This is a genomic window from Wenjunlia tyrosinilytica, assembly GCF_014646055.1.
Taxonomy (GTDB): Bacteria; Actinomycetota; Actinomycetes; order Streptomycetales; family Streptomycetaceae; genus Wenjunlia; species Wenjunlia tyrosinilytica.
The window spans coordinates 102,078-126,118 of the sequence record NZ_BMMS01000006.1; the positions used below are offsets into that span (position 1 = coordinate 102,078).

Sequence of the window (24,041 nt, forward strand, 5' to 3'; positions counted from 1 at the left end):
CCGATGTGGGTGCGGGTGCCGGTCGGGTGCCGGGTCAGCAGTTGTACCTGGACCCGACCCGCAGCCCCGCGCCTGCGGGCAGCCCGAGCGCGGTCGCGCCGACATGGCGCGAGCCGGTGACGGTGGTGCCGGAAGAAGTCCCCCGGAAGCTCCAGAGGGCGCCGTTCTCCGTGCCGTCCAGGGCGCCGACGAGGACCTCCGCGCGCCCGTCGCCATTGGTGTCGACGACCTTCAGCCCGATGCCGAAGTCTCCCTGCGCCTTGGCGGTGCCGGGCACACCGGAGGTGCTCGAGGTGAAGGCCTTGGCGCCGGTGCCGCTCAGCCCGCCCTTGCGGCCCGGCAGCACAGTGACCTTCCCGGCGTTCTCCAGGCCGCCGTAGTCCTCGTTGGGGGCACCGACGGCGACGTCAGGGTAGCCGTCACCGTTGACGTCGCCCACCGACACCGCGCTGCCGAAGTCGTCCGTGCCGTCGTCGGAGTCGGGCACTCCCGGTATGTCCTGCGTGAACACCACGGGCTTGCGCCCGGGGTCTCCACTATCTCTTCCCGCCCTGTGCGGCGCCCACGGCGCCATGACCGGGACTCGCTCTCAGGGATTGCGGCCGATGAAGGCCAGCAGGCGGGTCTGGACGTCGGCGCTCGCGGGGACCTCGACACGGGTGCCGTACTGCCCGCTGTTGCGGAGGACGTCGTCCAGCGGCAGCATCCCGTCGAGCAGTTCGGCGCATTTGCCGGGATCGAGGCTCTCGTCCTGGCCGGTGGCCCGGGCCAGGTCCCAGGTGTGCATGAAGACGTCGGCCGTGTAGAAGCGGGCGACCGCCTGGTCGAGGGGGACCTCGCCGATGTGCGGGTTCGACAGCACCTGCCCCGCCGTGGCGGGATCGTCGAGGAGGGCCTGCACCCCGTCGCTGTGCACCGTCCAGGCCGCCAGGGGGTCGTCGTCCACCGACGGTCCCTTGGGCAGCTCCACTCCGGCGCCGGCCTTCAGGAAGTCCGGGAACCATTCGACGAGATGACGCACCACGTCCCGTGCGACCCATCCCTCGCACGGCGCCGGGTTGTCCCATGCCTCCGGACGCACCCCGCGGACGCGATCGGTGAACCCACCCGCGATGACGCGGTGTTCTTCGGCTGCGCTTGTCACGATCTCAAGCCTCCGGCTCGCTGCGTCGGTCGGCGTCGGCGCGGACGCCGTGGTCGTCGCTGTCGCCGCTCTCGTTTCTGCCGTCTCTGTCGTCTCTGCCGTCTCTGTTCAGCAGTTCGTCGAGCCGTTCGTACCCTTCCCGCACGCCATGTTCCATGCCGCTCGCGAGCGCCGCGTCGCGGGTCTCCAGGGACTCCATCAGCGATCTGGTGGTGACCCGGGTGCGGCCACCGAGGTCCTCGAAGACGGCCGTCTCCAGGCTGACGCCGTCCGGGAAGTCCTCGAAGGTGAAGGTCTGCACGATGCGGTCATGGGGGCGCACCTCGTGGAACACGCCGTGGAAGCCGTACTCGGTCCCGTCCTCGTCTCGGTGCACATAGCGGTACGACCCCCCGCTGCGGGCGTCGTACTGGTCGATCCGCATGGCGAGCCGGCGCGGTCCGAGCCACTGGACGACCAGGTCGGGCTCGGTGTACGCGCGGAACACGCGCTCCGGCGGAGCGTCGAACTCCCGGGTGATCAAGATGGTGGGCAGGGCCGGGTCGGCCGCTATCCGCGTCTCGTGACGATGGTTCGTGTTGGTGGTGCTCATGATGCTTCTTCCTTCGTCGACTTGCCCGTCACCGGCTGCTCGTCCGCCCGCCCGTCCATCTGCTCGAGGACGGCGTCGAGACGGCGGAAACGGTCCTCCGCCTCACGCCGGTAACGCTCTATCCATTTCGTCATCAGGTCGAACACCTCTGCCTCGAGGTGGCAGGGCCGCCGCTGAGCGTCCCTGCTGCGACTGACCAGTCCGGCGTCCTCCAGGACCTTGATGTGCTTGGACACGGCCTGGACGGTGACGTTGTACGGCTCGGCCAGTTCATTGACCGTGGCGTCCCCCGCGGCGAGCCGGGCCACGATGTCGCGCCGGGTCGGGTCGGCCAGTGCGGAGAGCACCCTGGACAGCTGGTCGTCGGCCACCTCATACCTCGCATATTCAACCGCTTGGTTAAATTCAACGTACGCCGGGAGCTGTGTGTTGTCAACCAAACGATTGAATAGCCCCGTGGGGCGGACGGCGAGCGCCGAGTCGGGCGATCCGGCGCGTCGGAAGCCGGGGGCGGCTGTCGCAGGGCGGACGATCAAGCGAGACGTCATCCAGATACAGGAGGATTCATCGTGGCCACCACGCGCACCGCCCACACCGAGTGGGAAGGCGAACTCATCAAGGGCTTCGGAGAGGTCACGCTCGACTCCTCGGGAGTCGGCAACTTCCCCGTGACCTGGGCCTCCCGAGCCGAGGAGCCCCATGGCAGGACCAGCCCGGAGGAACTGATCGCCGCCGCCCACTCCAGTTGTTTCTCCATGGCCCTGTCCAACACGCTCACCAAGGCCGGAACCCCGCCGACGCGCCTCACCACGAAGGCAGCGGTCACCTTCGAGCCGGGCACGGGGATCACGGGAATCCATCTCACCGTGGAGGGCCAGGTGCCGGGTATCGAGGAGGCCGCGTTCAAGGCGGCGGCCGAGGACGCGAAGGTCAACTGCCCGGTGAGCCAGGCCCTGACGGGCACAACGATCGGACTGACCTCAACGCTGCTGTGACCAGGCGCGGCTCACGCGTCGCGCAGCCGGAACGCCGCCCCGCCCGCCGGCCGCGCTCGCGCCACCGCTCGTCGCCAGGGGTGCCGCGCGGATGCCTCTGCCCGGGAGCGATCTGCGAAGTCCGATCTCGCCGTGTCGATCCAGGCCACGCCCGGCCCGGCCGTCAGACTGACCGCTAGGAGGCCGGTGAGCACGCAGCGGAACACGTCGGACCTGCTTCAGGATCTTCTGGCGGTCATGCGGACACTCTGCGGCGAACCCGGCGAGCCCATAAACGGCATCCCTGTCCGGGCATTCGAGTCGACTTCCCAGCATGTTCACGGGCATCACAGCGGCGTGGCGATCGATAGCGAGGCAACCCGGGCGATGGTGACCGCAGTTCCAGGAATCGGTCACTGCCGGCTAGATGTGCGCCACGAGGGCTTCGGCAAGGGCCGCCTGCTGGCGGATGTCCGTACCTCCGGCCCTATCTCGGTGGAAGAGTTGCTCCGCGCGTTGCATGCAAGGCAGCCGTGGTTCGCTGGCTCTGTCGTGCCTGACGAGATCCTGATCAACCCATCGTAATGGGCCCCGCCCCGGCCGTATGGCCGGGGCGGGGCCCCTAAACGCTGTCGTCGCGGTAGAGTTCGGCGCGCTCGATCACTCGTCGCATGACATCCACCACCTGGACAGGGTGTTGCCCGAACCCCGTCTCGCCAGCCAGAACCAGAGCATCGGCCCCGTCCAACACCGCGTTCGCTATGTCGGACACCTCGGCTCGAGTGGGACGCGCGTTGTGCCGCATGGAGTGGAGCAGCTGGGTGGCGACCATCGAGAGCCTCCCCCTGCTGGCGCATTCGGCGACGATTCTTTTCTGCACGATGGGCACGTCTTCGAACGGGATCTCCAGCGCCAGGTCGCCTCGTGCAACCATCAGACCGTCAAACGCGTCCGCCATGGCTGGGATCTCGTTGACGGCGTCCGGATGCTCCTCCTTGCCGATGATCGCCAGACCTTTGGCGAGTGCGCGCAGTTCCGCGTGGTCCTCCTTGGAGGCGAACGACAGGGCGACCATGTCGACCCCCAACCTCCGCGCGAAGTGCAGGTCGTCGATGTCCCGCTCTACAAGGCCAGCGGAACATCTTGCTACGTTTGGCATGGTCACCCCACGGCCGTCGGTGACCGGCCCGCCGTCGATGACCTCGCACAGCAGCTCTTCGGGTCCCGCCTCCACGACGACGAGGAGGACGGCTCCGTCGTCGATTAGTACCTTGTTACCGGGCGACACCCCGTCGGAAGGCCATGGGTGAGAGACCCAGGTGGAGTGTGAAGTACTGCTCGCAGGCCGAGTGGTCAGGACGACCGTGTCCCCCACCGCCCACTCGGCGCGCCCTCCGGGAAGGGCGCCCAGGCGGTTTTTCCGACCCTGTAAGTCCGCCAGGAGACGGACTTTGCGACCGTGTTCCGCGGACACCTCCCGGACGATGCGGGCGGTGTTGACGTGCCGTTCCCTGGTCCCGTTGCACATGCTGAGTCGCACGATGTCCACGCCCGCCAGAATGAGGCCCTCGATGCACGCACGCTTCTCGCTTGCCGAGCCGATCGTCGCGACAATCGCCGTGCGCCTCGCCACTGTGCTGTTCATCGCGCCCCTACCGATCCGTCGAGGTTGATGTGGGTCCTCCTTGACGCTGCACCGGTGGTACTCCCGGATGAAGTTGTCCGGATCGGCGACCACCACCGGCGTGACTCCGTGCAGGATCCCGGCGCCGGGCATGTTATTGACGAAGATCACCTGGTCGGGACCGGGAGCGCCCAGGTCGATCCCGCACTCGGCCAGGGCAGCGTCCTGATGGCGGGCGCTGAGGACGGGCTTGCTCCCCGGAGTGGGTTCCGCCGACCACTCGAACACGTCATCGAATCGCAGCTTGTGTCGGTGCATGTACGAGCGGATGTCCACCAGGTGTAACGCGCCGCCGGTGAACCCGGATACGGGCCCGTACAGGTGCGAGAAGAGCAGGGCCTCCCGGTCGATGTGGAGCTTCTTGAAGCTCCAGTTACTTCCGTACAGTTCAGGCGGTATGGCCCCGTCCGTGAGGGTTTTGGTCTTGATTCGGCAGCAAATTGCCCGATCGACGTCGGAGGATCGAGTCATGAATTCGGCCCAAACTTCGCGAAACAGCGCCTCGTGGAAGGTGTGCGCTTTGCCCAGCCCTGGCTGCCGGGGGAGATCGATCACCCGGGCGGCGCCTGGGCCTGAGCTCTTTCCATCTCTGATCAGCAACTCCGCTATGGAGTGGATCAGCGTTCGGGGCATCTTGGCCGACTCGTAGTCGACGCTGTGCTCTGCCAGGCTCACGTCGATGCCGGCGAAGGGCCGGGGGGCGGGGTGCGCTCCCGACGGAGCGGCCATCCGGTCGAGAGCGGACCGTCGCTTCATCATCATGTCAACTGCTGGATTCGGCATTCCACCATCCTTTTACGAGACATTCGGACTGCCGGCTGTCCGTTCAACTACTCAAACGCTCCGCAAGACAGGATCAGCCGATCGACGGCACTTCCGCACCACCGGTTGCTGCGCTGTCAAGAACGCTGAGCATCCACTCAGAAAGGCTGCAATCCGCCCGTTGTGCGGCTCCCTCCCAAAGTTTTCGCCGGTGCTGGGCGATCTCGAGCCGGATGGAGGCAGGCTCTCCCAGGGAGGTCGAATCGGGATCACCGGGCAAGCCCTTCAGCCTGCGGCGCAGTTCATTTCTCGACCAGCAAAACTCCGCGGCCTGGCTCAGCCACATGTCCTGCTCGGCTTCCGGGAGACGCGCGACTTCGGCATGGTGCTGCACACTCAGGCTGTCTCGCCGGCGAGACACGGGGAACTTCCTGGCCAGCCACGCATAGTTGCGCAGCGTCTGGTAATCGAGTGAGGTTTCCGCTATCGCCCTTCGATAGCGTTCCCGGAACCTGTTCTGGCCGTACACCAGGCAATCGCCCAGCCACCAAGCGGACGAGACCGCGATGGCGGCCAGCCTGTCACCGACCGACTTCCACTCACTAATGGACAGCCGGTCAGGCAATGACAACGATGTCCGTCTCGTCAGTACCTGGTGTCCTAAGTCGGATTTGCGCGTTCCAACCGCTCGATCACGACTCTCACTCCGCACGCAGCGAGCCCCCTTGGAGATCAACGATGTTGTCAGCATCCTGAGTCGCGCTGTTGAGTCGCGCAAGACGGAATCATCGTCCACGGGCCCGTCATCTGCTGTATAGCCGCAGGGCGTCGGCGTGACGAACTCCGGCTCGGAGATCGTACTTGCCGTAACCAACTTGGCCGTTTCCTAGCGGTTGGCCGGTTCCCGGCTAGGGTCGGAAACGCGCTGGTGCGGACGGCGCGCTTCCTGAAGCGCCAACGGTTCAAGGAGGGCCGATGTCACTGTATGGTCGGTCGCTGTGTTGGTCTCACTGCTGCGTTCGCACCTGGCCCCATACAGGCGATCCATCGCGTTGCTGGTAGCACTGCAATTAGTGCAAGCTACGACGGCGCTCTCCCTGCCGACTCTGAGCGCCGACATCATCAACAAAGGGGTCGTGAGAGGCGATACCCATCACATCATGTACACCGGTGCCGCAATGGGACTTCTGGCGGTGCTCGAACTCTTCTCTGTGATCGGCACGGTTTTTCTTGGGGTTCGTACGGCCGCAGCGGTCGGCAAGGATATCCGAGCCTCGGTGTTCCAGCGAGTGCAGAGCTTCTCTGCGCGTGAGGTCTCAAAGTTCGGTGCACCTTCGCTGATCACCCGAACGATCAACGACGTCCTGCAGGTGCAGATGTTCCTGATGATGACCTTCACCTCGATAGTGACGGCACCGGTGATGCTTGTCGGCGCCATAGCCATGGCGTGCAGCCAGGACATCCCTCTCGCTGTGTTGCTACTGACGATCGTGCCGGTTTTGACCCTTCAGGCGAGCTCGATCTTCCGCCGATCGCGTCCACTGTTCCGCGTGATCCAGCGTCGCATCGACATATTGAATCAGGTACTGCGAGAACAGCTGGATGGCGTTCGAGTCATTCGCGCCTTCGTGCGGGACGAGCATGAGCAGCGGCGTTTCGAACGCGCCAACGATGCACTGACTGACGTCTCACTGCGGGCCGGCCGACTGACTACATTGCTGTATCCGTTGATGTTCACCACGATCAATGCGTTCAGCGTACTGGTGGCATGGTATGCGGCACGCAGGATTGACAGCGCGGGCACCGAGATCGGAGTCCTGACCGCCTTCTTGGGCTACCTCATGCTCATCCTGACATCCGTCGCGACCGCGACGTCCGTGTTCATGATGGTCCCCCGCGCATCAGTGAGCGCCGAACGCATCCAGGAAGTCTTGCACACCGAATCCAGCGTCGTGCCGCCGCTGCATCCCGCACGGCGGCGGCAGCGTCGCGGCGTCGTGGAGATGCGCGGGGCCAGTTTCAGATTTCCGGGAGCCGAGGCAGCGGTGCTGCGTGACATCGGTATGGTGGCCCGTCCCGGTGAGACCACGGCGGTCATCGGATCCACCGGGGTTGGCAAGACGACGTTGCTCAGACTGATCTGCCGACTCCTCGACGTCACGAGCGGGCAGGTGTTGGTGGACGGTGAGGACGTGCGGAACATAGATCAGGCCGCGCTTACGGACCTCATCGGCCTCGTCACTCAGCGGCCGTACTTTTTCTCCGGGACCGTGGCGTCAAATCTGCGACACGGTCGGCCCAATGTGACGGACGAGGAGCTGTGGCGGGCACTGGACGTGGCGCAGGCGCGAGGATTCGTGGAACGGCTGAATGGCAGCCTGCACTCGCCGATTGCGCAGGGCGGCACCAACCTGTCCGGCGGGCAGAGGCAACGGTTGGCTATAGCCCGGGTGCTCGTCCGGCGGCCCCGCATCTACCTGCTCGACGATTCCTTCTCGGCACTGGACTACACGACCGAGGCCGCGCTGCGCGCGGCGCTGGCACGGGAGACGGCCGATGCCACCCGGGTGATCGTTGCCCAACGTGTCGGCAGCATCCGGGACGCCGACCGGATCGTGGTGCTGGACAGCGGCATCGTCGTCGGAACCGGCACCCACAACGAACTGATGGCAGGCACCCCGACATACCGGGAGCTTGCGCTTTCCCAGCAGCTGTCCCAGGAGGGGGCCAGGTGACCACGCAGCGGTCCGCGTCCCGACAGGCTCCCGGCCCGATCCCGCCGCCGGGCCCCGCTCGGCTGGGCAGCCCGACTGCCCAGCCGTCGACGAACTTCAAGGTGACAGCTGGACGGCTGCTCGCGCTGATGCGTTCCCAGCGGTCGCTGCTGCTCTGGATGCTGGCGCTCGGGCTCACCAGCATCGTCTTGAACGTAGTCGGCCCGATGATTCTGGGTCATGCCACCGACCTGATCTTCTCCGGCTTCATCGGACATCACATGCCTGCCGGGGCCACCCGGGTGGAGGTCATCGATCACTACCGGCAGCAGGGCGACGGGACACTCGCCGACATGCTTCGGTCGACAGACTTCACACCCGGACGCGGTATCGATTTCACGATGGTGCACATCACGCTGATCGCGGCGCTTGCGGCAAGCGTGGGGAACGGAGCATGCTGGATCATCCAGGGCAGGGTCACCACGAAGATCGTTCAACGGACGGCATTCCAACTCCGCGGCGATATCGAGGCCAAGCTGGCGCGGTTGCCTCTGTCGTACTTCGACCGGCAGCCGCGTGGCGAGGTACTCAGCCGTGCCACGAATGACATCGACAACATCGTGCAGACCCTTCAGCAGACGGTGAGCTCGGTCACCAACTCGCTGCTGCTGATCGTCGGTGTGCTGGCCATGATGTTTTGGATCTCGCCCCTCCTGGCTCTGGTTGCTCTGGTGATCGTTCCGATCTCGGTGTTCCTCACCTCGGTCCTGCGCAGACGGGCGGCGCCGCAGTTCGCACGGCAGTGGAAGACGACAGGCGAACTCAACGCGCATATCGAGGAGGTATACACCGCTCATGACCTGGTCAGGGCGCACGGCCTGCAAGCCGACTGCGACACGGCGTTCCGTCGGCTGAACGACTCGCTTTCCCAGTCGGTCTCCAGAGCCCAGTCGGCCGGCGGGATCGTCCAGCCCGCCTTGACGTTCCTCACCAATGCAAGCTACGTACTGGTGGCTGTCATTGGTGGTCTCCAGGTCGCCATGGGAGGCCTGTCGGTCGGTGCGGTCCAGGCGTTCATCCAGTACTCGCGCCTGTTCAGTGGGCCACTGACGCAGTTGATGAGCCTGGTGAGCGTGGTCCAGTCGGGCGTGGCCTCGGCGGAGCGCGTGTTCGAGCTGCTGGACGCCACAGAGCAGAGCGGGGAACCCGAGCTTCTGGTCGGACAGAAGCCACGGCAGGGGTATGTCCGCTTCGAGGATGTCTTCTTCCGGTACGAGCCGGACAAGCCGCTGATCGAAGGCCTGTCGCTGTCGGTCGAGCCGGGACAGACGGTGGCCATCGTCGGCGCCACAGGAGCCGGCAAGACCACCCTCGTCAATCTGCTTCTGCGGTTTTACGAAATCGATAGCGGTCGAATCACCGTGGACGGGGTCGATGCCAGCGCCATGTCACGGGACGATCTCCGCTCTGGCATAGGCATGGTCATGCAGGACGTGTGGCTCTTCAGCGGCACCATTGCCGAGAACATCGCCTTTGGAACGGACGGCGCCACGCGCGAGGCGATTGAGGAAGCTGCGCGCGCCGCTCTTGCCGACCGCTTCATCCGAACGCTCCCGCAGGGATACGACACGTTGATCGGTGTCGAGGGGACGGAGCTGAGTATCGGGGAGAAGCAGCTCCTGACCATCGCCCGGGTGTTCCTCGTCGACCCTGTGATCCATGTACTGGACGAGGCGACTAGTTCGGTCGACACCCGTACGGAAGTGCTAGTCCAGCGGGCGATGGCGCGGCTGAGCCAAGGGCGCACCAGCTTTGTCATCGCGCACCGACTCTCCACGATTCGGGAGGCGGACGTGATCCTCGTACTGGAGGACGGCACCATCGTCGAGCAGGGCAAGCATGCTCAGTTGCTCGCTACAGGAGGCACCTACGCGCGACTGCACGCAGCCCAGTTCATGCATTCGGCCGAGAATGCCGAATGAATCGGCTCAGTGAGTTGCCGACAGTCGGACGCTGTCACCATCTCACATTCTTGTCATCTCAGTACCGGAAGGCACCTCATGGGCATCAGTGATCCAGCTCGCGATGCGTCGGCTCTCGGATGGCGCTACTGCGATGAGCCGTTCTCTCCCCACCCACTGCATCTCGACGCCAGCAATGACTGGCTCGACGCAAACTGCTACACGGACTTGTGGATCGAACTGCTGCACGGACTGGGCCTTGATCCGACGCCCATGTTGTCGTTCACCCTGGGAATCGATTTCGAGGGGGACCAATGGACGTTCTTCAAGCCCCCGGCTCAGGACCTCTGGTCGTTGTACGGTATCGACCTCATCGAGCTGATGGTCTATGAGCCACTGGACCGGCACGCGGCAACACAGCTTGCGATGGGCAGGATACCGATCATGGAGGTCGACGCGTACTTTCTGCCGGACGTCCCGAGGACGTACCACTGCGAGCACGCCAAGACGACGATCGCCGTCGTAGCTGTCGACCCGTCGACCGGTGTCGCCCGTTACCTGCACAACGCCGGATGCTTCCAGTTGCAACGCGACGACTACGCCGGAGCCTTCCGAGTCGGCGCACACGCAGTCGACAGCACCCAGCTCGCTCCGTATGTCGAAGCGGCGAAGGTGACTGGCGCACCCGCACGCAGGCGCGCCCGGGCCGACCTCGTTGCGATCGCCATGGACAACGCGGCCCGCCACGTGGCGCGCCGTGGTGGTGGGGACGCTATGGAGACCTTCCTGGACCGTTTTTTCTCCGACGTCACACGGATGACGGAGGAGGACCCGGGGGGGGCGACGGCTATGCGTTCGCAACTCTGCGGCAGCTCGGAGCCGCCTCGGCCATGGCGGCCCGCTTCGCCCGCTGGCTGGCCCACGCCGGAGCTGTGGACAGATTCGACGAGGCAGCGGACTCGCTGGACGCCGTGTCCCAGTCCGCCAAACGGCTGATCCTTAAGGCCGCCCGCGCCGTGGCGACCGGACGCCCGCTGACCGCCGACGCCACCTTTGCGGGAATGTCGGCCGCCTGGCACCGCGCGGGCAGGCAGCTAGCCCAGGCGCTATGAGTGCTTTCTGCTGATGCCGCACAATCATGATTGGAGCCCAGCGATGGAGATCGTCTACTCATGCCAGCCGATGTCCGGAGCCGTCAACGAGGACTTTGTGCTCGGCACCGAAGACTTCGTCATTGTCATGGACGGCTGCACTTCGCTGACGGAGTCGACCGGCTGCATCCATGATGTGCCCTGGCTTGTTCGCCGCCTCGGCGGCCATCTGTTCAGAGCTTTGACAGCCGAAGAGGGCGTACCACTGAGGAACGCGCTGGCCGACGCCATCAACTCTGTATGCGCCGACCATGCCAGCACCTGCGATCTGAGCAATCCCGATAGCCCGTCGACTACCGTGGCCATCGTTCGCCGAGCTGGCGGCTGGCTGGACTGCCTGGTGCTGGCAGACTCGCCGGTCGTTGTGGAGATGCGTGACGGATCGGTGGCAACAGTCCGTGACACCCAGAATGCGCCCCTGCCGGGCAACAACCGCGACCTGCGCAATACCGACGCGGGGTTCTGGGTCGCGAGCACCAAGCCCGAGGCTGCCGCCAAGTGCGTCACCGACCGCTGGCCTCTTGACCGGCTCCGCCGGGTCGCCGTCCTCACCGATGGCGTGACTCGTCTGGTCGAACGCTATGGGTGGACCTACGAGAAGCTCATGCACGAACTCGATCAGTCTGGGCCGGCCGCCCTCATCAGGACCGTCCGCGAGGCGGAACTCGCGACCGAACGCGGCCGGTTCCGGGGCAAGCACCACGATGACGCGACCGCGGTGCTGTGTGCGTTTCAAAGCTGACGATGAGGCGGTCCGCTGCTGTATACCCCCGATTTCGGTGTGCGTGTTCTCCGCGCCCGACGAAGGAAGCACCGAATATTACCTCCAGACCGCAAGGGAGGTCGGTGAACTGCTGGCCTCCCGCCGGTGCAGACTGATCCGCCTTCCGTTTCTACGACCTACGGCATACCGGAAACACTCTGGCGGCCGACACTGGGGCGAAGATGAAGGACCTCATGGTCCGGGCCGGCCAGTCCTCGCAGAAGGCTCAGCTGATCTACCAGCACACCACGCTGGAGCACCAACACCGGATCGCCGAGGACATCGACGCCGAGGTCCGTGGCCGCCGCAGCAAGACCGCCCAGGGCACGGAACCCGAACCCCCGGCGGCCCCGGAGGTGGAAAACAGGCGCGAGGCCTGATCGCTGGGGCCTGCGTGTCGGCCCGGGCCGGGATCTCTCGGCCCGGGCCGACATGTGGTTGGACACTCAGGGATGCGGGCCGTTTTTCCTGGGCGCCGATGACGTTCGTTCCCGCCGCCGAGGCTTGGCATCAGGGCGCCGGTCGGGGAGCCCGTAACGGCGTCATTCGGACCCTGTGAGCCTTTCTGGCACGGATCTGGCACGGCCATCACGGCCTTCGTCGAACCCGGTCAGCGAAGCATCAAAATGCCTCAACCGAACCTGTTCACCCACGCATTTCACCCCGGAATAGGTCAAGATCGGCGCTTTTCTGTGGCGTAGATCACTTAAAATGCGTCTCACTATATGGGCACTAACGGTCTCTCAGGGGTACTGGCGGTCAAAGAGTGACTTCGGAGGCTGGTTTTCCGCGCGTTCTGGCACGGATCTGGCACGACGACCCCGAAGAGGTCTAGGCAACAAGTAAGCCCCAGGCTTCTGACCTGGGGCTTTGTGTGGAGCGGGTGACGGGAATCGAACCCGCGCTCTGAGCTTGGGAAGCTCATGTTCTACCATTAAACTACACCCGCGTAGTTCGCCTAAGGGGCAACCAACGTCGCATACTCTACCTCATCGCAAGCTCCCGGTGCCCACGTGCCTCGGGGGCTTGTTTTGCTGTGTGGGGGTACGGGTGTTGGAGGGTTGGGCGTACCGTGGGTGTGCGGTCGTGGCGTGTGCGGTTTGTCCGGTAGATCCCCTAATGTGGCGTTCGCTGTTTGAGTGTGGGGAACGTTCAGGGGAGTGACCGATGGAGCGCACCGTCGTCCGTTGTGCCGAAGGGCATCTGTTCAGCACCAGTGCCTTCCCGATGCAGAATCTCGGGCCCGACCGGCTCGGTCCCGGGCGGTTGCTGCGGTGCCCTCGGTGCGCGCGGTTGCGCAGCGCCGTGCGCGCGGATCTCGCGGGGCTCACCGGGGAGCAGATCGAGCGTGCCCGCAGGCTCGACGCCGACGCGATCGTCTGACGGGGCCGAGAGGCAGCACGAGGCAGGTCGCACGCGCCCCGGCCCGATTGGGCCCGGCGCGTGTGGCCGCGTACGCTCGGTCCCGTGCTTCTCTCAGACAAGGACATCCGCACCGAGATCGACGCAGGTCGGGTGAGGATCGATCCGTACGACCCGCAGATGGTGCAGCCGTCGAGTATCGACGTCAGGCTCGACCGCTATTTCAGGGTGTTCGAGAACCACAAGTACCCTCACATCGATCCCGCGGTCGAGCAGCCTGATCTGACCAGGCTGGTGGAGCCGGAGGGCGACGAGCCGTTCATCCTGCACCCCGGGGAGTTCGTGCTCGCGTCCACCTACGAGGTCGTGTCGCTGCCCGAGGACGTAGCCTCGCGGCTGGAGGGCAAGAGCTCGCTGGGGCGTCTGGGGCTGCTGACGCACTCCACGGCAGGGTTCATCGACCCCGGCTTCTCCGGGCATGTGACCTTGGAACTCTCGAACGTCGCCACGCTTCCGATCAAGCTGTGGCCCGGGATGAAAATCGGCCAGCTGTGCATGTTCCGGCTGAGCTCGGCCGCCGAATTCCCCTACGGTTCCAAGCGCTACGGCTCGCGGTACCAGGGGCAGCGGGGGCCGACGCCTTCGCGTTCGTTCATGAACTTTCACCGGACCCAGGTCTGAGGGGTCGCACGGATGGGCGACGAACGCGAGAAGCTCAGCTACCCGCTCTTCGGTGAGGCCGTGCGCGAGCTCGCGCAGACCATCGCCGACGACGGCTACGAGCCCGACATAATCCTCTCCATCGCCCGGGGCGGACTCTTCGTCGCCGGCGGCCTCGGGTACGCCCTCGGGGTCAAGAACCTGCACGTCATGAACGTCGTTTTCTATGAGGGCGTCGGCAAGACCCTCGACATGCCGGTCATGCTGCCGCCCGTGCCCAACGTGGTCGACTTTTCGGAGAAGAAGATCCTCGTGGCGGACGACGTGGCCGACACCGGCAAGACGCTCAAGCTCGTGCACGACTTCTGCGCGGGCAATGTCGCCGAGGTGCGGTGCGCAGTGATATACGAGAAGCCGCAGTCGCTCGTGAAGTGCGAATACGTGTGGAAGCACACCGACAAGTGGATCAACTTCCCCTGGAGCGTTGAACCGACTGTCGTGCGTCGTGAGGGGCAGGTCCTGGACGCCTGATCGGGCTGTTTCCGGTGGCGCGCGCGCCGGACAATAACTCCGCCCGTCCGGGCCTCGGGGGAGGGGCGCCGAAGGGCGGAGGATTGGGCACGCATGCGCCCTACTGGCTGCGTAGGACCTCGCCGAGCTCGGGCAGCTGCTGGCTCGGGAGGTGGAGCCATGCAGCTTCGCCGAGACCGTTCGGCTCCAAGGGCACGTTCATGCGTCACGTCGACTCCTCGGTCGGGCAGTGGGGCGCCGATGGGCCCACGCGCAACAGGCACCAGACGGATTTGGTTGTGCGTGCTGGCACCCCGACGCCCCAGTCGTCGGCAAGGAGACTGAGCAGCAGCAGGCCACGCCCGCTTTCGTCTCTCGCGGATGGACGGCGGCGCAGGGGGATCGTCGTGGAGTCGTCGTCACCAACGGCGATGAACACCTCGCCGGGCAAGGTCCGTACGGTGACCGTGACGCTTGCGCCGCGGGAATGTTCAACGGCGTTGGTCACAAGCTCACTGGTCAGCAGCCGTGCGTCCTCGGTGCGCTCGGTGAGACCTGCGCGGCGCAGGGCGTGCACGACGTCGGTGCGCGCCGTGCGGACCATGGCGGGGACGCGTTCGTACGTGGTCTGCATCAGCAGCGTGTCGCGGTTTGCACAGGGCCGGCCCGCGGGGAGTAGAGACAGGCGGCCGGTGTGTCTCGCAGTGCTGCCGATCGGTGGTCGTTCCCAATGGGTCGCGCTGATGTTGTCCGTCTCCATTGCCCGTGCCCCTCGTCGATGACGGCCGGTTTCCTTGGCGGCAACATCAAGGGAACCGCGATGAGTTGGAACACTCCACGGCATCCATGCGGCAGTCTTGACGCACGTTCGATGCACGGGCGCACCGCCTGGGTGCGGGCAGGTTGGGGCGTGGAAGGGGACCGTCATGGGCCTTGCCGAACGGCGGAAAGTCCTGGGCTACAGTCAGGAAGGGCTCGCTCATGCGCTCGGCGTGGACCGTACAACGGTTGGGCGTTGGGAGAGTGGACGGTCCGAGCCACAGCCGCCATTACGGCCGAAGTTGGCCGAGGCACTGCAAGTCGACCTTGTTGAACTCGACGCCCTGGTGGCTCGGTCACCAACTTCACCCCAGGAGTCAGCAGGGTTGCCGTCCAGCAACCACCATGGCTCAGGGGACATCGACGACATGATCCGACGCGGGTTTCTGCGTGTTATTGCCGTAACCGGGGCTCTTGCCGCCCTGCCTGCCGATGAAGCCGGGGCTATCGTCGAGGGAACAGAGCGGGGGCGCTCCGCCGACTTCCTGCGTATGAACGGTCACTTATGGCAGGTGTACCAACTTGCCCGTTCCAAGAGGTCTGTTTATCCGATCGTGTGGGAACAGCTCATGTCGTTGAACAAGACGCTGAGCGGCCGATCCGACTCAGAAGCCCGCGCATTGTGCCGCGCCGCGGGCGATCTCTTCCAGCTTGCCGGTGAACTGGCATTTGATGGGAACCGCTACACGGACGCGGCTGCGTCTTACACTCTCGCCGCGTCCGCGAGTAGGGACGCGGGATCGTTCGACCTGTGGGCCTGTGCCTTGGTCCGGCATGCGTACGTCGACCTGTGTGAGCGCCAGTTCGCCGAGGCTGTACGCACGCTCTCGGCCGCTGAGGGAGTCGCGAAGCGAGGGGACAGCACGCTGTCGACCCGCTATTGGGTCGCCTCGGTGCTGGCCGAGGCGTACGCCGGTCTCGGTGACCTGAGCGCGTGCGAGCGTTCCCTTGATCGCGCCGAAGAGGTGTTGCACCTCGATGGCTTCGCGCACAACGGCGGATGGCTCCGCTTCGACGGTTCCCGACTGGCCGAGGAACGCGGCGCGCGGTACGTCCAACTCGGCCGCCTCGACCTTGCCGAGACTGCGCTCACCAGTGCGTTGGATCAGGGCGCCCTCGCCCAAGGACAGTCGTTCCGGCGTCGCGGCGTCACGCTTGCCGACCTTGCCGCAATTGGAGCGAAGCGGCGTGATCCCGAGCAAGTTCTCAGGTTCGGTCGTGAGGCTGTGCAGCTTGCTCACGAGTCCTCTTCCGGCTACGTCGCTCGTAGACTCCAGGGGCTGCGCCGCGAACTTGGCCCCGTGGCGCGTGACGCCCGTGTGGCTGAGCTCGGGGCCGAGATCGCCGCTTTGAGCACGACGTGACGAGAGGGGTTGGCATGTCGCAGACGGAGGGCGCGCGACTGTTCCGCGAGGCATGGATCGCGGGCGTACGCGAGCACTTTCCGGGCGAGCCGAAGCCGGGCTACGTGACCCCTTGGGAGGACACCCCGGATTGGGAGCGGCAAGCCGCGGGCGCCGTGTACGAGCAGGTGCACCAGTTCCTCATCGTGAGCGACGGTCACGCCTCGCGATTGACGCGTGAGCAGAAGGGCCGATTCGTCGCAACGTGCTGGACGGCACAGATGTTCAAGCACTTCGAGGACCCAAAACCTGGCTACGTGGCTGACTGGCCGGACCTGCCTGACTGGCAGAAGGAAGCCGACTCGGACATCTTCGAGGCGATCGAGAAGTCGCTGAACTGAAGGAACTCCTTGCTCCGACCAGCCACCGCCGAGTGCGCCGGCCCTCCGGCGCGCGCCAACGTGCCAACGTGCCGGCCCGTCGGCGGGCGCTGGGTCATGCGCGTTCGGCGGTGGTCACCGCCGTCAGCTCCGTTCCGTCCTCGTTCAGCGACAGCACCGTCGTGAGCGACGAGAGTTCGGCGAGGCTGTGCGGGTGGGTGCCGCCGCAGGAGAGGGACGCGGTGGTCTCGGGTAGGGCGCAGGTCCACTTGCGGTGGGCGGTCAGCTCCGGACCGGGGACCTCGATGGACACCGGCGCCTCGGCCGCGAGCCAGCCGGACAGACGGGCGTTGACGGCCTCGGTGATCGCGGGAAGGTCGTCGGCCAGGCCCTCGGTGGTGAAGCCCTTCTTGCGCAGCGACTTGCCGAGGCGGTAGACGTCCGTGCTGGCGCCCTCCGCGATACGGGAGGAGGCCATGGCGAGGGAGTCGAAGTCCGGGCTTCCCAGGGCATCGGTGCGGGCGTCCTTGCGCCACCGCCCGGCGAGGGCCTCGTTGAGCGCCAGGGCCAGCAGGTGGCAGCCGGTGTGCGCGGTGGACAACGCGGCCCGGCGGTCGGCGTCGACGTGCAGGGCGGCCTCGGTGCCGACGAGCGCCGACGGGTCCTCGTCGACGATGTGCAGGGCCAGCCAGGTCCACTCCTCGTCACCGCGGCGGACGGGGATGTCCTCGCCGATGAACAGCTCGCCGCCCTCCGTGGCATTCGTGGCGGCGGTGAGGACATCGACGACCTTGAGATCGGCCAGGGTGCCGGTGTCGGCCGGCTGGTCGGGCCAGGTGTGGTCCAGCGGGTGGAACGGGGTCTCCTCCGTCACCACGCCGTAGCGGCCGTCGGGAAGCGGGTGCACCGCGAGGACGGTGGAGCGTCCCTCCACGGAGCCGCTGGGGAAGGTGACCTTGGTGGTGGGGAGGGGGAGGGGCATTAGTCGTTCTTTCGTTCTTTCGTTGGGTGTTTTCCGCGTGTGGCGGCCGGTCCGGGCGCCGGCGCCCGACCACCGGCGGCCGACTGCCGAGGCCATCTTCCGGCGGCCGTCTGCCAGCGGCTATGCACCGGCGGCTGTCTCCGGACGGTCAGCTGCCGATCGTCGGGAGTTTGAGCAGGACCAGCAGCGCGATCAGCTGGATGGAGCACGCGCCCAGCGCCCGCGGCCACGGCAGGTCGTGCGACTTGCCGACCATGGACGTCAGCAGGGCTCCGCCCATCAGCCAGGTGGCCCAGCCGAGGACCTGCACGAGGGTGTTGCCGGACGGGAGGAAGATCGCGAACAGCAGGCGGGGCGCGTCGGTCATCGAGGTGATCAGCATCGACAGCCCGATGGTCGGCGCCCATGCGCCGTCGCCGCCGAGCTGGCGGGCGAGGGCATTCGTGACGGCGCCCAGCATCACCATGCTGATGATCACGGCCACGGCGCTCATCAGCACCCAAGGCACACTCGTGGACGTCGAGGCCTTCAGGATGTCGTGGCGCGCCTGCTCGAAGCCGAAGACGGCCAGGATTCCGTAGATGAACGTGACGACGAGGGCGGGGCCCCACACCTGGTAGTCGCGCATCTGCCAGAACGTGGACTGCGGGCGCAGCATGAGGCCGCTCAGCAGTTGCTTCCAATGCAGCCGAGGGCCCGACGGCGGGCCGTTGGTCTGGCCGGCCCGGTAGGTGGCCACGTACCCGTCGTCGTAACCGCCGGGGTTGTAGCCGTCCTGGTCGCCGTACCCGCTGTAGTAGGGGTCGGACTGGCCGTCCGGGCCCTCACCGATGGTGAAGGCGCGGGTGTGGCCGGCGCCGTCGTTGTATCCGCCCGGACCGTGACCGCCCGGACCGTGGCTTCCGGGACCGTATCCACCTGAGCCGTGGCCTCCCGGACCGTATCCTCCCGGGCCGTACCCCTGGCCCGGCGCGCCTCCGGGGCCGTGGCCCGACGGCCCGTTGCCGTACTGGGAGCCGAAGTACTCCGGCTCGTCCGGCGAGCCACTGGAGGGACCCGGCGCACCGGGCTGACCCGAGGGGCCCGGCGGCCCCCAGGGGCGGGCATGCGGATCGTTGCCCGGGTACGGCGGAAGGACCGGCCCGGAGCCGGGTTGCGCTTGCGCGGGACGATTGTCCCTTCCTCGTCCCATCCTGAATCCAGCCACGTCATCGAACGTACCCGCTTCATCACGCTCCGGCCTCCACCACAGGGACTATTCCGGGGCATTGCTGCGAAGCTGTGACAAGCCCTAGGGGAACCCCGAGGGGGTGGCCCTACCATCGCCGGATGGGGCCCGAGCAGCTGCGCAGCGCCAGGTGGGACATCACTCTCGTCTTCTTCGTCCATGGCGCCGTCTACGCCAACTGGGTGCCGCGCATCCCCTTGATCAAACGGGAGCTCGGCCTCGGCGACGGCTCGCTCGGGCTGGCCCTGCTGGGGGCGCCCGTCGGGGTGGTCCTGGCGGTGCGGGCGGCCTCGTGGACGACGGCCCGCTGGGGCAGCCGGGCGGTGACGCGGGGCGCCTCGCTGGCGACGTGTGCCTCGCTGGTGCCGATCGGCGTCGCCTGGAACCTGGGCTCGCTGATGGCGGCGCTGCTGGTGATGGGCGCCTCGCTGGGGCTGATGGACGTGGCCATGAACGCGCAGGGCGTCGTGGTCGAGCGCGGCTACAAGCGTCCGATCATGTCGAGCCTGCACGGTTCCTACAGCGTTGGGGCGCTCGTCGGCGCGTTGGCGGGGTCGGGCGCCGCGCACTTCGCTGTACGGCCGGTGGCGCACTTCGCGGTCGCCTCGGCCGTGCTCGGGACGGTGGTGTGGTTCGGCTCGCGCAGGCTCCTGCGGGACGACGGCGAGCTGTCCCAGGACCAGCCGAGCGGTGGGGGCGGGCGGCTCTTTCGCGGGTACGCGGCCGTCATGCTGCTCGGGGTGGTGGGTCTGTGCTCGTTCGTCGGTGAGGGCGCTGTGGCCGACTGGAGCGCGGTCTATCTGAGGGAGGACCTGTCGGTCTCGGCGGGCCAGGCCGGGCTCGGATACGCCGGATGCGCGATCGCGATGGCGGTGGGGCGGCTGAGCGGGGACCGCCTGGTGGCGCGGTTCGGGCCGGTGACGGTGCTGAGGGTGGGCGCGCTGGTGGCGGGGCTGGGCCTCGGACTGGGGCTGCTGGCCAGGAACCAGCCGGTGGCCATAGCTGGGTTCACCCTCTTCGGACTGGGCATCGCCCCGGTCGCCCCGATCACCTTCAGCGCTGCCGGGAACCTGCCCGATGTGCCCTCCGCGACGGCCATCTCTCGGGTGACGGGGATCGGCTATCTCGGCTTCCTCGCCGGGCCCCCGCTCATCGGGTTGGTGGCCGAAGTGGCCGGGCTGGGCTGGGCGTTGGTGATTCCCGCCGGGCTCGCGGCGGTGATGGTGCTACTCGCGGGCGCGACCGCCCCGGCCCGCGCGGGCAGCGAGGACGGGGCCGGGGAGGCCGCGTGCGAGCGGTGACTTCTCAGAAGTGACATTTCGGAAGTGACGCCTCAGAAGTGACGCCTCAGAAGTGACGCCTCAGAAGTGACGCCTCAGAAGTGACGCCTCAGAAGTGACGCCTCAGAAGTGACGCCTCAGAAGTGACGCCTCAGAAGTGACGCCTCAGAAGTGACGCCTCAGAAGTGACGCCTCAGAAGTGACGCCTCAGAAGTGACGCCTCAGAAGTGACGCCTCAGAAGTGACGCCTCAGAAGTGACGCCTCAGAAGTGACGCCTCAGAAGTGACGCCTCAGAAGTGACGCCTCAGAAGTGACGCCTCAGAAGTGACGCCTCAGAAGTGACGCCTCAGAAGTGACGCCTCAGAAGTGACGCCTCAGAAGTGACGCCTCAGAAGTGACGCCTCAGAAGTGACGCCTCAGAAGTGACGCCTCAGAAGTGACGTCTCAGAAGTGACGTCACAGAAGTGACGCCTCAAAAGAGTGCCGTCAGCCGGTCAGGGCGGTGCCGAGACCCGCCTCGTGGCGGCCGTCGGGCACGCCGAGCGTGTCGGCGGTGAGCCGCACGGAGCCCTTCGTGGTGATGCCGTCCTTGGAACCCTTGAGGTTCCACAGCGCGCCCTTCTCCTTCTGCGACATGGGCGCACCGACCGTCAGGTCCGCGTAGCCGTCGTTGTCGATGTCGGAGAGGAGGACGGAGAAGCCGAACTGGTCGTAGGAGGCGGCCTTGCCGGGTATGCCCGGGGTGTCGACGTTGAAGGCCTTCGAGCCCTTCGCGGTCAGCCCGGTCGGGGAGCCCTTGAGGACGGTGACCGCACCGCCGTACCAGAGCTCGTCCGTCGGGTCCTCGTGGGGCACTCCGATCGCCAGGTCCGCGCGACCGTCCTTGTCGGTGTCGGCGGCGGACAGCCGCCAGCCGAACATGTCGTCGGTCTCGGACTTGTCCGGCACACCAGGGGTGTTCTGGTCGATGACCTGGGCGGGGCGGTTCGGGTCGAGCCCGTTCGCACCGCCGTAGCGGATGGTGACCTTGCCGCCCTGGACGGAGTCGGGGGTGCCGTTGTCGGAGTTGTCCCACTGGTTGCCGACGACGAGGTCCCCGTAGTGGTCGCCGTCGAAGTCGGCGATGGCCGTGATCAGGCCGCGGGGGAGGGGGTCGGCGCCCTTGAGGCCGGAGGGGGAGCCCAGGTAGAGGCGGTTGGAGTTGTTGTCGTCGTCGTTGCTGATGCCGTTGACGACGAGGTCGGCGGCGGCGTCGCCGTTGACGTTGCCCGAGGTGAGGACGAACGCGCCCGCGTTGTCGCCCCAGATCGGCGCGGTGATGGAGAACGTGCCGCCGTTGCCGCCGCTCTTGGTGAATCCGCCCTTGTAGATCCATACGGTCGCGGCCGTGGCGCCGATGGCGAGGTCGGTCTTGCCGTCGCCGTTGTAGTCGCCCGCGGCGACGGACTGGCCGAACGCGTCGTGCTTGCCGGGCGCGGGGTCGGCCACGGTGGTGCCGCCGCTCAGTCCGGAGGCGGAGCCCCAGATGATGGTGACCGTGCCGCCGTCCTTGTCCTTGCCCACGTCCTCGCCGGGCGTGCCGACGGCGAGGTCCGCGTAGCCGTCCGCGTTGAAGTCACCGGTGTGGACGGTGGTGCCGAACGCGTCGCCCGTCTCGGCGGTACCGGGCACACCCGGGCTGTTCTGGGTGATGATCTTCTTCTTCGAGGTGAGGCCGTTCTTGGAGCCGTAGGCGACCGCGACCGCGCCCGCCATGCGCTTGCCGCCGACATGGGCGGCGGGAGCGGTGGCGGCGACATCGCGGTAGCCGTCACCGTTGAAGTCGCCCTGGAGCTTGGACGGCGTGGCGGCGCCGGCCGGGCCGGCCACGGCGACGAGGGCGGAGGTGACGAGAACGGCGGTGGTGGCGCAGGCCGCGACGCGCGAAGCGCGTGTGCGCATGGAGGTCTCCTGATGCTGCGATCGGTGGATCGGCGTATATCGGCTTATGGAAGTCCTGTTGATGGCGACGGCTGCCAGGCGGGCCGGGTTGGCTCCGTGGCGGAGATCCGCCAACGCCCCCGCTCAGCCCCGTGAACGACCCCCGTGAACGACCCCCGCGAACGGGCCCGGGGAACGACCCCGCGAACGGCCCCGTGAACGGGCCCGGGGAACCGCCCCCGGGAACGGGCTCACTCGGCCGCGCCGCCAAAGGGCTCCCCGTCAACCGCGGCTCAGTGGTTCAGCGCCGACCCGAACCGCTTGCCCTTGCTCTCCAGGCCGAAGGTGTCCGGGTCGAACGCCCTCGCCCCCGTCGTCGTCAGCCCCGTCGCCGACCCGTGCAGCACCCAGAACGCCCCGTCGAGCGCGTTCTCGTACGGCGCGGTGGCCGCCAGTTCCGCCTGGCCCTCCCGCGTCGTGTCGTACAGCCGCACCGCCCAGCCGAAGCGGTCACCGTTCTCCGCCGTCCCCGGCACGCCCGCCGTGTCCTGGTCGATGACCTGCGCCCCGCTGCCCGTCAGCCCTGTGGGCCCGCCCTTCAGCAGCACCACGGAGCCGGCGTCGGTCAGCTTGCCCACGTCCTCGCCGGGGGCGCCGACCACCACGTCGGCGTACGAGTCGCCGTAGGCGTCCCACCCCGTCGCATCGCCGACGCTCACCGAGCGGCCGAACCGGTCGCCCTTCTCATTCGTCCCCGGTACTCCGGCGGTGCTCTGAGTGAACGTCACCGACTCGCGCTCGCCGCCGGGACCGCGCCGGCTGCCGTACCAGAGCCTCACGTAGCCGGAGCCCGCGCTGGGATCGGTCCCGGCCTGGGGCGAGGCGAGCCCCGTCACGAGATCGTCGTAGCCGTCGTGGTCGACGTCCCCGATGTCGCCGGTGTCCCCGCTCTTGAGGTCCTTGCTCCAGGTGAGCCCGTGGGCGCCGCCGAGGAGCACACCGGTGAACGGCAGGCGGGTGGTCCTGGACATGCCGAAGACCACGAGGTCGTCGTGGCCGTTGTCGTCGAGGTCGCCGGAGGCCGCGTCGTTGATGGTCGCGGCCTCGAACGGCGGGAGGCCGTGCGGGCCCGGTCCCGGCACGGAGACGGGCTTGCCGACGGGGCCGTTGCGGGTGAAGCCCTTGGAGTAGACCCACAGGCGGGAGTTGGTCAGGACCGCGATGTCGGCCCTGGAGTCGTTGTCGAAGTCGCCGGTGGCCAGACCCCGGCCGAACATGGCCCCGGACACCGCCCCCGGCTCCACCAGCGACGAGCCGCCGCTCAGGCCCTCGGAGCCGCCCCGGACGACCGTGACCGATCCCTGGTCCGAGCCCGTGGACAGGTTCTCTCCGTAGGAGCCGATGACGAGGTCGGCGTACCCGTCGTTGTCGAGGTCCGCGCTGGTGACGCTCTCGCCGAAGTGGTCGCCGGTCTCCGCGCTGTCCGGGACACCGGGGGTGTCCTGCGTGAGGACGGTGCGGCGGCCGGGCTCGGCGCCCTTGACGGTGCCGTAGGCGACCACGACGGCACCGGCTCCCGTGTGCCCGCCGACGGTGGCGTCGGGGGTCGCGACGACGAGGTCCTGGAGGCCGTCGCCGTTGAAGTCGTCGCTCACCGGGGCCGAGACGGCGTCGGCGTGCGTCCAGGGCACGGTGACGAGGGCCGTCAGAGCGGCGGCGGCGACCGCGCCGATGGTGAGCAGGTGACTTCTACGAGTGCGCATGGAACGGCATCCTCCCAGGCTCCGACGTGCCTTCGCGACCGAGGTGCA

24 protein-coding genes, 1 tRNA gene and 1 pseudogene are annotated in these 24,041 nt (G+C 67.1%); 14 read left to right on the forward strand and 12 right to left on the reverse strand.

Annotation, left to right across the window (positions count from 1 at the left end; all coding sequences use genetic code 11):
• Positions 1 to 34 precede the first annotated feature (34 nt).
• The 4 genes from IEY86_RS08620 to IEY86_RS08635 all read right to left on the reverse strand — a co-directional run bounded on the left by IEY86_RS08620 (position 35) and on the right by IEY86_RS08635 (position 2,107).
• Positions 35 to 487 carry an FG-GAP-like repeat-containing protein gene (locus tag IEY86_RS08620; RefSeq protein WP_189130951.1) on the reverse strand — a complete coding sequence of 151 codons (453 nt, stop codon included), beginning with the start codon at positions 485 to 487 and terminating at the stop codon, positions 35 to 37.
• Positions 488 to 589: 102 nt separating this feature from the next.
• The gene (locus tag IEY86_RS08625; protein WP_229698248.1) at positions 590 to 1,144 is read right to left on the reverse strand and encodes a TIGR03086 family metal-binding protein; all 555 of its coding nucleotides are present in this window, start codon (positions 1,142 to 1,144) and stop codon (positions 590 to 592) included.
• Positions 1,145 to 1,148: 4 nt separating this feature from the next.
• Positions 1,149 to 1,736: an SRPBCC family protein gene (locus tag IEY86_RS08630; protein ID WP_189130952.1), complete on the reverse strand. Its 588-nt coding sequence runs from the start codon at positions 1,734 to 1,736 to the stop codon at positions 1,149 to 1,151.
• Positions 1,733 to 2,107, reverse strand: a complete 375-nt coding sequence (locus IEY86_RS08635) for an ArsR/SmtB family transcription factor (RefSeq protein WP_189130953.1) — start codon at positions 2,105 to 2,107, stop codon at positions 1,733 to 1,735. The genes IEY86_RS08630 and IEY86_RS08635 overlap by 4 nt, the downstream gene beginning before the upstream one ends.
• 198 nt (positions 2,108 to 2,305) lie before the next feature.
• On the opposite strand from IEY86_RS08635, the gene IEY86_RS08640 reads away from it, so the two are divergent.
• Complete coding sequence (locus IEY86_RS08640; RefSeq protein WP_189130954.1) at positions 2,306 to 2,731, forward strand: OsmC family peroxiredoxin; 426 nt, start codon at positions 2,306 to 2,308, stop codon at positions 2,729 to 2,731.
• Positions 2,732 to 2,917: 186 nt separating this feature from the next.
• The gene (locus tag IEY86_RS08645) at positions 2,918 to 3,295 is read left to right on the forward strand and encodes a hypothetical protein (protein ID WP_189130955.1); all 378 of its coding nucleotides are present in this window, start codon (positions 2,918 to 2,920) and stop codon (positions 3,293 to 3,295) included.
• Positions 3,296 to 3,332: 37 nt separating this feature from the next.
• Here the strand turns inward: IEY86_RS08645 and pyk are convergent, their stop codons facing one another.
• Positions 3,333 to 5,177, reverse strand: a complete 1,845-nt coding sequence (pyk, locus tag IEY86_RS36320; RefSeq protein WP_229698249.1) for a pyruvate kinase — start codon at positions 5,175 to 5,177, stop codon at positions 3,333 to 3,335.
• Positions 5,178 to 5,250: 73 nt separating this feature from the next.
• Positions 5,251 to 5,805, reverse strand: a complete 555-nt coding sequence (locus IEY86_RS08655; RefSeq protein ID WP_189131095.1) for an LmbU family transcriptional regulator — start codon at positions 5,803 to 5,805, stop codon at positions 5,251 to 5,253.
• 349 nt (positions 5,806 to 6,154) lie between these two features.
• On the opposite strand from IEY86_RS08655, the gene IEY86_RS08660 reads away from it, so the two are divergent.
• The 6 genes and pseudogenes from IEY86_RS08660 to IEY86_RS08685 all read left to right on the forward strand — a co-directional run.
• Positions 6,155 to 7,891 carry an ABC transporter ATP-binding protein gene (locus IEY86_RS08660; RefSeq protein ID WP_189130956.1) on the forward strand — a complete coding sequence of 579 codons (1,737 nt, stop codon included), beginning with the start codon at positions 6,155 to 6,157 and terminating at the stop codon, positions 7,889 to 7,891.
• Positions 7,888 to 9,852: an ABC transporter ATP-binding protein gene (locus IEY86_RS08665; protein ID WP_373286979.1), complete on the forward strand. Its 1,965-nt coding sequence runs from the start codon at positions 7,888 to 7,890 to the stop codon at positions 9,850 to 9,852. Before IEY86_RS08660 ends, IEY86_RS08665 begins: the two co-directional genes overlap by 4 nt.
• 78 nt (positions 9,853 to 9,930) lie before the next feature.
• Positions 9,931 to 10,827, forward strand: a complete 897-nt coding sequence (locus IEY86_RS08670; RefSeq protein WP_189130957.1) for a DUF1839 family protein — start codon at positions 9,931 to 9,933, stop codon at positions 10,825 to 10,827.
• Positions 10,722 to 10,943: a DUF1839 family protein gene (locus tag IEY86_RS38020; protein WP_189131097.1), complete on the forward strand. Its 222-nt coding sequence runs from the start codon at positions 10,722 to 10,724 to the stop codon at positions 10,941 to 10,943. Before IEY86_RS08670 ends, IEY86_RS38020 begins: the two co-directional genes overlap by 106 nt.
• Before the next feature lie 43 nt (positions 10,944 to 10,986).
• On the forward strand, positions 10,987 to 11,724 hold the full coding sequence (locus tag IEY86_RS08680) for a protein phosphatase 2C domain-containing protein (RefSeq protein WP_189130958.1): 738 nt from the start codon (positions 10,987 to 10,989) through the stop codon (positions 11,722 to 11,724).
• Between the two features lie 143 nt (positions 11,725 to 11,867).
• A pseudogene (locus tag IEY86_RS08685) lies at positions 11,868 to 12,074 on the forward strand (tyrosine-type recombinase/integrase); the annotation flags it as partial.
• 546 nt (positions 12,075 to 12,620) lie between these two features.
• Here the strand turns inward: IEY86_RS08685 and IEY86_RS08690 are convergent.
• Positions 12,621 to 12,694 (reverse strand) — tRNA-Gly (locus IEY86_RS08690).
• A gap of 218 nt (positions 12,695 to 12,912) precedes the next feature.
• Between IEY86_RS08690 and IEY86_RS08695 the strand changes: the two genes are divergently transcribed.
• The 3 genes from IEY86_RS08695 to IEY86_RS08705 all read left to right on the forward strand — a co-directional run bounded on the left by IEY86_RS08695 (position 12,913) and on the right by IEY86_RS08705 (position 14,298).
• Positions 12,913 to 13,128, forward strand: coding sequence for a hypothetical protein (locus tag IEY86_RS08695; RefSeq protein WP_189130959.1), 216 nt, complete (start codon positions 12,913 to 12,915; stop codon positions 13,126 to 13,128).
• Between the two features lie 84 nt (positions 13,129 to 13,212).
• Positions 13,213 to 13,788: a dCTP deaminase gene (gene dcd / locus IEY86_RS08700; RefSeq protein WP_189130960.1), complete on the forward strand. Its 576-nt coding sequence runs from the start codon at positions 13,213 to 13,215 to the stop codon at positions 13,786 to 13,788.
• A 12-nt stretch (positions 13,789 to 13,800) separates the two neighbouring features.
• Positions 13,801 to 14,298 carry a phosphoribosyltransferase gene (locus IEY86_RS08705; RefSeq protein WP_189130961.1) on the forward strand — a complete coding sequence of 166 codons (498 nt, stop codon included), beginning with the start codon at positions 13,801 to 13,803 and terminating at the stop codon, positions 14,296 to 14,298.
• 205 nt (positions 14,299 to 14,503) lie between these two features.
• Here the strand turns inward: IEY86_RS08705 and IEY86_RS08710 are convergent, their stop codons facing one another.
• Positions 14,504 to 15,037 carry an ATP-binding protein gene (locus tag IEY86_RS08710; RefSeq protein ID WP_189130962.1) on the reverse strand — a complete coding sequence of 178 codons (534 nt, stop codon included), beginning with the start codon at positions 15,035 to 15,037 and terminating at the stop codon, positions 14,504 to 14,506.
• Positions 15,038 to 15,203: 166 nt separating this feature from the next.
• Between IEY86_RS08710 and IEY86_RS08715 the strand changes: the two genes are divergently transcribed.
• Positions 15,204 to 16,460: a helix-turn-helix transcriptional regulator gene (locus IEY86_RS08715; RefSeq protein WP_189130963.1), complete on the forward strand. Its 1,257-nt coding sequence runs from the start codon at positions 15,204 to 15,206 to the stop codon at positions 16,458 to 16,460.
• Between the two features lie 14 nt (positions 16,461 to 16,474).
• On the forward strand, positions 16,475 to 16,840 hold the full coding sequence (locus tag IEY86_RS08720; RefSeq protein ID WP_189130964.1) for a hypothetical protein: 366 nt from the start codon (positions 16,475 to 16,477) through the stop codon (positions 16,838 to 16,840).
• 94 nt (positions 16,841 to 16,934) lie between these two features.
• Here the strand turns inward: IEY86_RS08720 and IEY86_RS08725 are convergent, their stop codons facing one another.
• Entirely contained in the window at positions 16,935 to 17,801 is an 867-nt protein-coding gene (locus IEY86_RS08725) for an alanyl-tRNA editing protein (protein ID WP_189130965.1), read from the reverse strand.
• Between the two features lie 148 nt (positions 17,802 to 17,949).
• Complete coding sequence (locus IEY86_RS08730; RefSeq protein WP_189131099.1) at positions 17,950 to 18,993, reverse strand: Yip1 family protein; 1,044 nt, start codon at positions 18,991 to 18,993, stop codon at positions 17,950 to 17,952.
• 137 nt (positions 18,994 to 19,130) lie between these two features.
• Between IEY86_RS08730 and IEY86_RS08735 the strand changes: the two genes are divergently transcribed.
• Positions 19,131 to 20,330, forward strand: a complete 1,200-nt coding sequence (locus IEY86_RS08735; protein WP_189130966.1) for an MFS transporter — start codon at positions 19,131 to 19,133, stop codon at positions 20,328 to 20,330.
• A gap of 466 nt (positions 20,331 to 20,796) precedes the next feature.
• Here IEY86_RS08735 and IEY86_RS08740 read toward each other — a convergent pair whose 3' ends face one another.
• Positions 20,797 to 22,251, reverse strand: a complete 1,455-nt coding sequence (locus IEY86_RS08740; protein ID WP_189130967.1) for an FG-GAP-like repeat-containing protein — start codon at positions 22,249 to 22,251, stop codon at positions 20,797 to 20,799.
• A gap of 272 nt (positions 22,252 to 22,523) precedes the next feature.
• Positions 22,524 to 23,993: an FG-GAP-like repeat-containing protein gene (locus IEY86_RS08745; RefSeq protein ID WP_189130968.1), complete on the reverse strand. Its 1,470-nt coding sequence runs from the start codon at positions 23,991 to 23,993 to the stop codon at positions 22,524 to 22,526.
• Between the last annotated feature and the right edge of the window lie 48 nt (positions 23,994 to 24,041).

Bases quoted from the DNA above. Each gene is read 5' to 3' on its own strand.
- IEY86_RS08630 (WP_189130952.1), bottom strand. From the start codon at position 1,736: ATGAGCACCACCAACACGAACCATCGTCACGAGACGCGGATAGCGGCC.
- pyk (WP_229698249.1), bottom strand. From the start codon at position 5,177: ATGCCGAATCCAGCAGTTGACATGATGATGAAGCGACGGTCCGCTCTC.
- IEY86_RS08670 (WP_189130957.1), top strand. From the start codon at position 9,931: ATGGGCATCAGTGATCCAGCTCGCGATGCGTCGGCTCTCGGATGGCGC.
- IEY86_RS38020 (WP_189131097.1), top strand. From the start codon at position 10,722: ATGGCGGCCCGCTTCGCCCGCTGGCTGGCCCACGCCGGAGCTGTGGAC.
- IEY86_RS08680 (WP_189130958.1), top strand. From the start codon at position 10,987: ATGGAGATCGTCTACTCATGCCAGCCGATGTCCGGAGCCGTCAACGAG.
- IEY86_RS08695 (WP_189130959.1), top strand. From the start codon at position 12,913: ATGGAGCGCACCGTCGTCCGTTGTGCCGAAGGGCATCTGTTCAGCACC.
- IEY86_RS08705 (WP_189130961.1), top strand. From the start codon at position 13,801: ATGGGCGACGAACGCGAGAAGCTCAGCTACCCGCTCTTCGGTGAGGCC.
- IEY86_RS08710 (WP_189130962.1), bottom strand. From the start codon at position 15,037: ATGGAGACGGACAACATCAGCGCGACCCATTGGGAACGACCACCGATC.
- IEY86_RS08715 (WP_189130963.1), top strand. From the start codon at position 15,204: ATGGGCCTTGCCGAACGGCGGAAAGTCCTGGGCTACAGTCAGGAAGGG.
- IEY86_RS08720 (WP_189130964.1), top strand. From the start codon at position 16,475: ATGTCGCAGACGGAGGGCGCGCGACTGTTCCGCGAGGCATGGATCGCG.
- IEY86_RS08725 (WP_189130965.1), bottom strand. From the start codon at position 17,801: ATGCCCCTCCCCCTCCCCACCACCAAGGTCACCTTCCCCAGCGGCTCC.
- IEY86_RS08730 (WP_189131099.1), bottom strand. From the start codon at position 18,993: ATGGGACGAGGAAGGGACAATCGTCCCGCGCAAGCGCAACCCGGCTCC.
- IEY86_RS08735 (WP_189130966.1), top strand. From the start codon at position 19,131: ATGGGGCCCGAGCAGCTGCGCAGCGCCAGGTGGGACATCACTCTCGTC.
- IEY86_RS08740 (WP_189130967.1), bottom strand. From the start codon at position 22,251: ATGCGCACACGCGCTTCGCGCGTCGCGGCCTGCGCCACCACCGCCGTT.
- IEY86_RS08745 (WP_189130968.1), bottom strand. From the start codon at position 23,993: ATGCGCACTCGTAGAAGTCACCTGCTCACCATCGGCGCGGTCGCCGCC.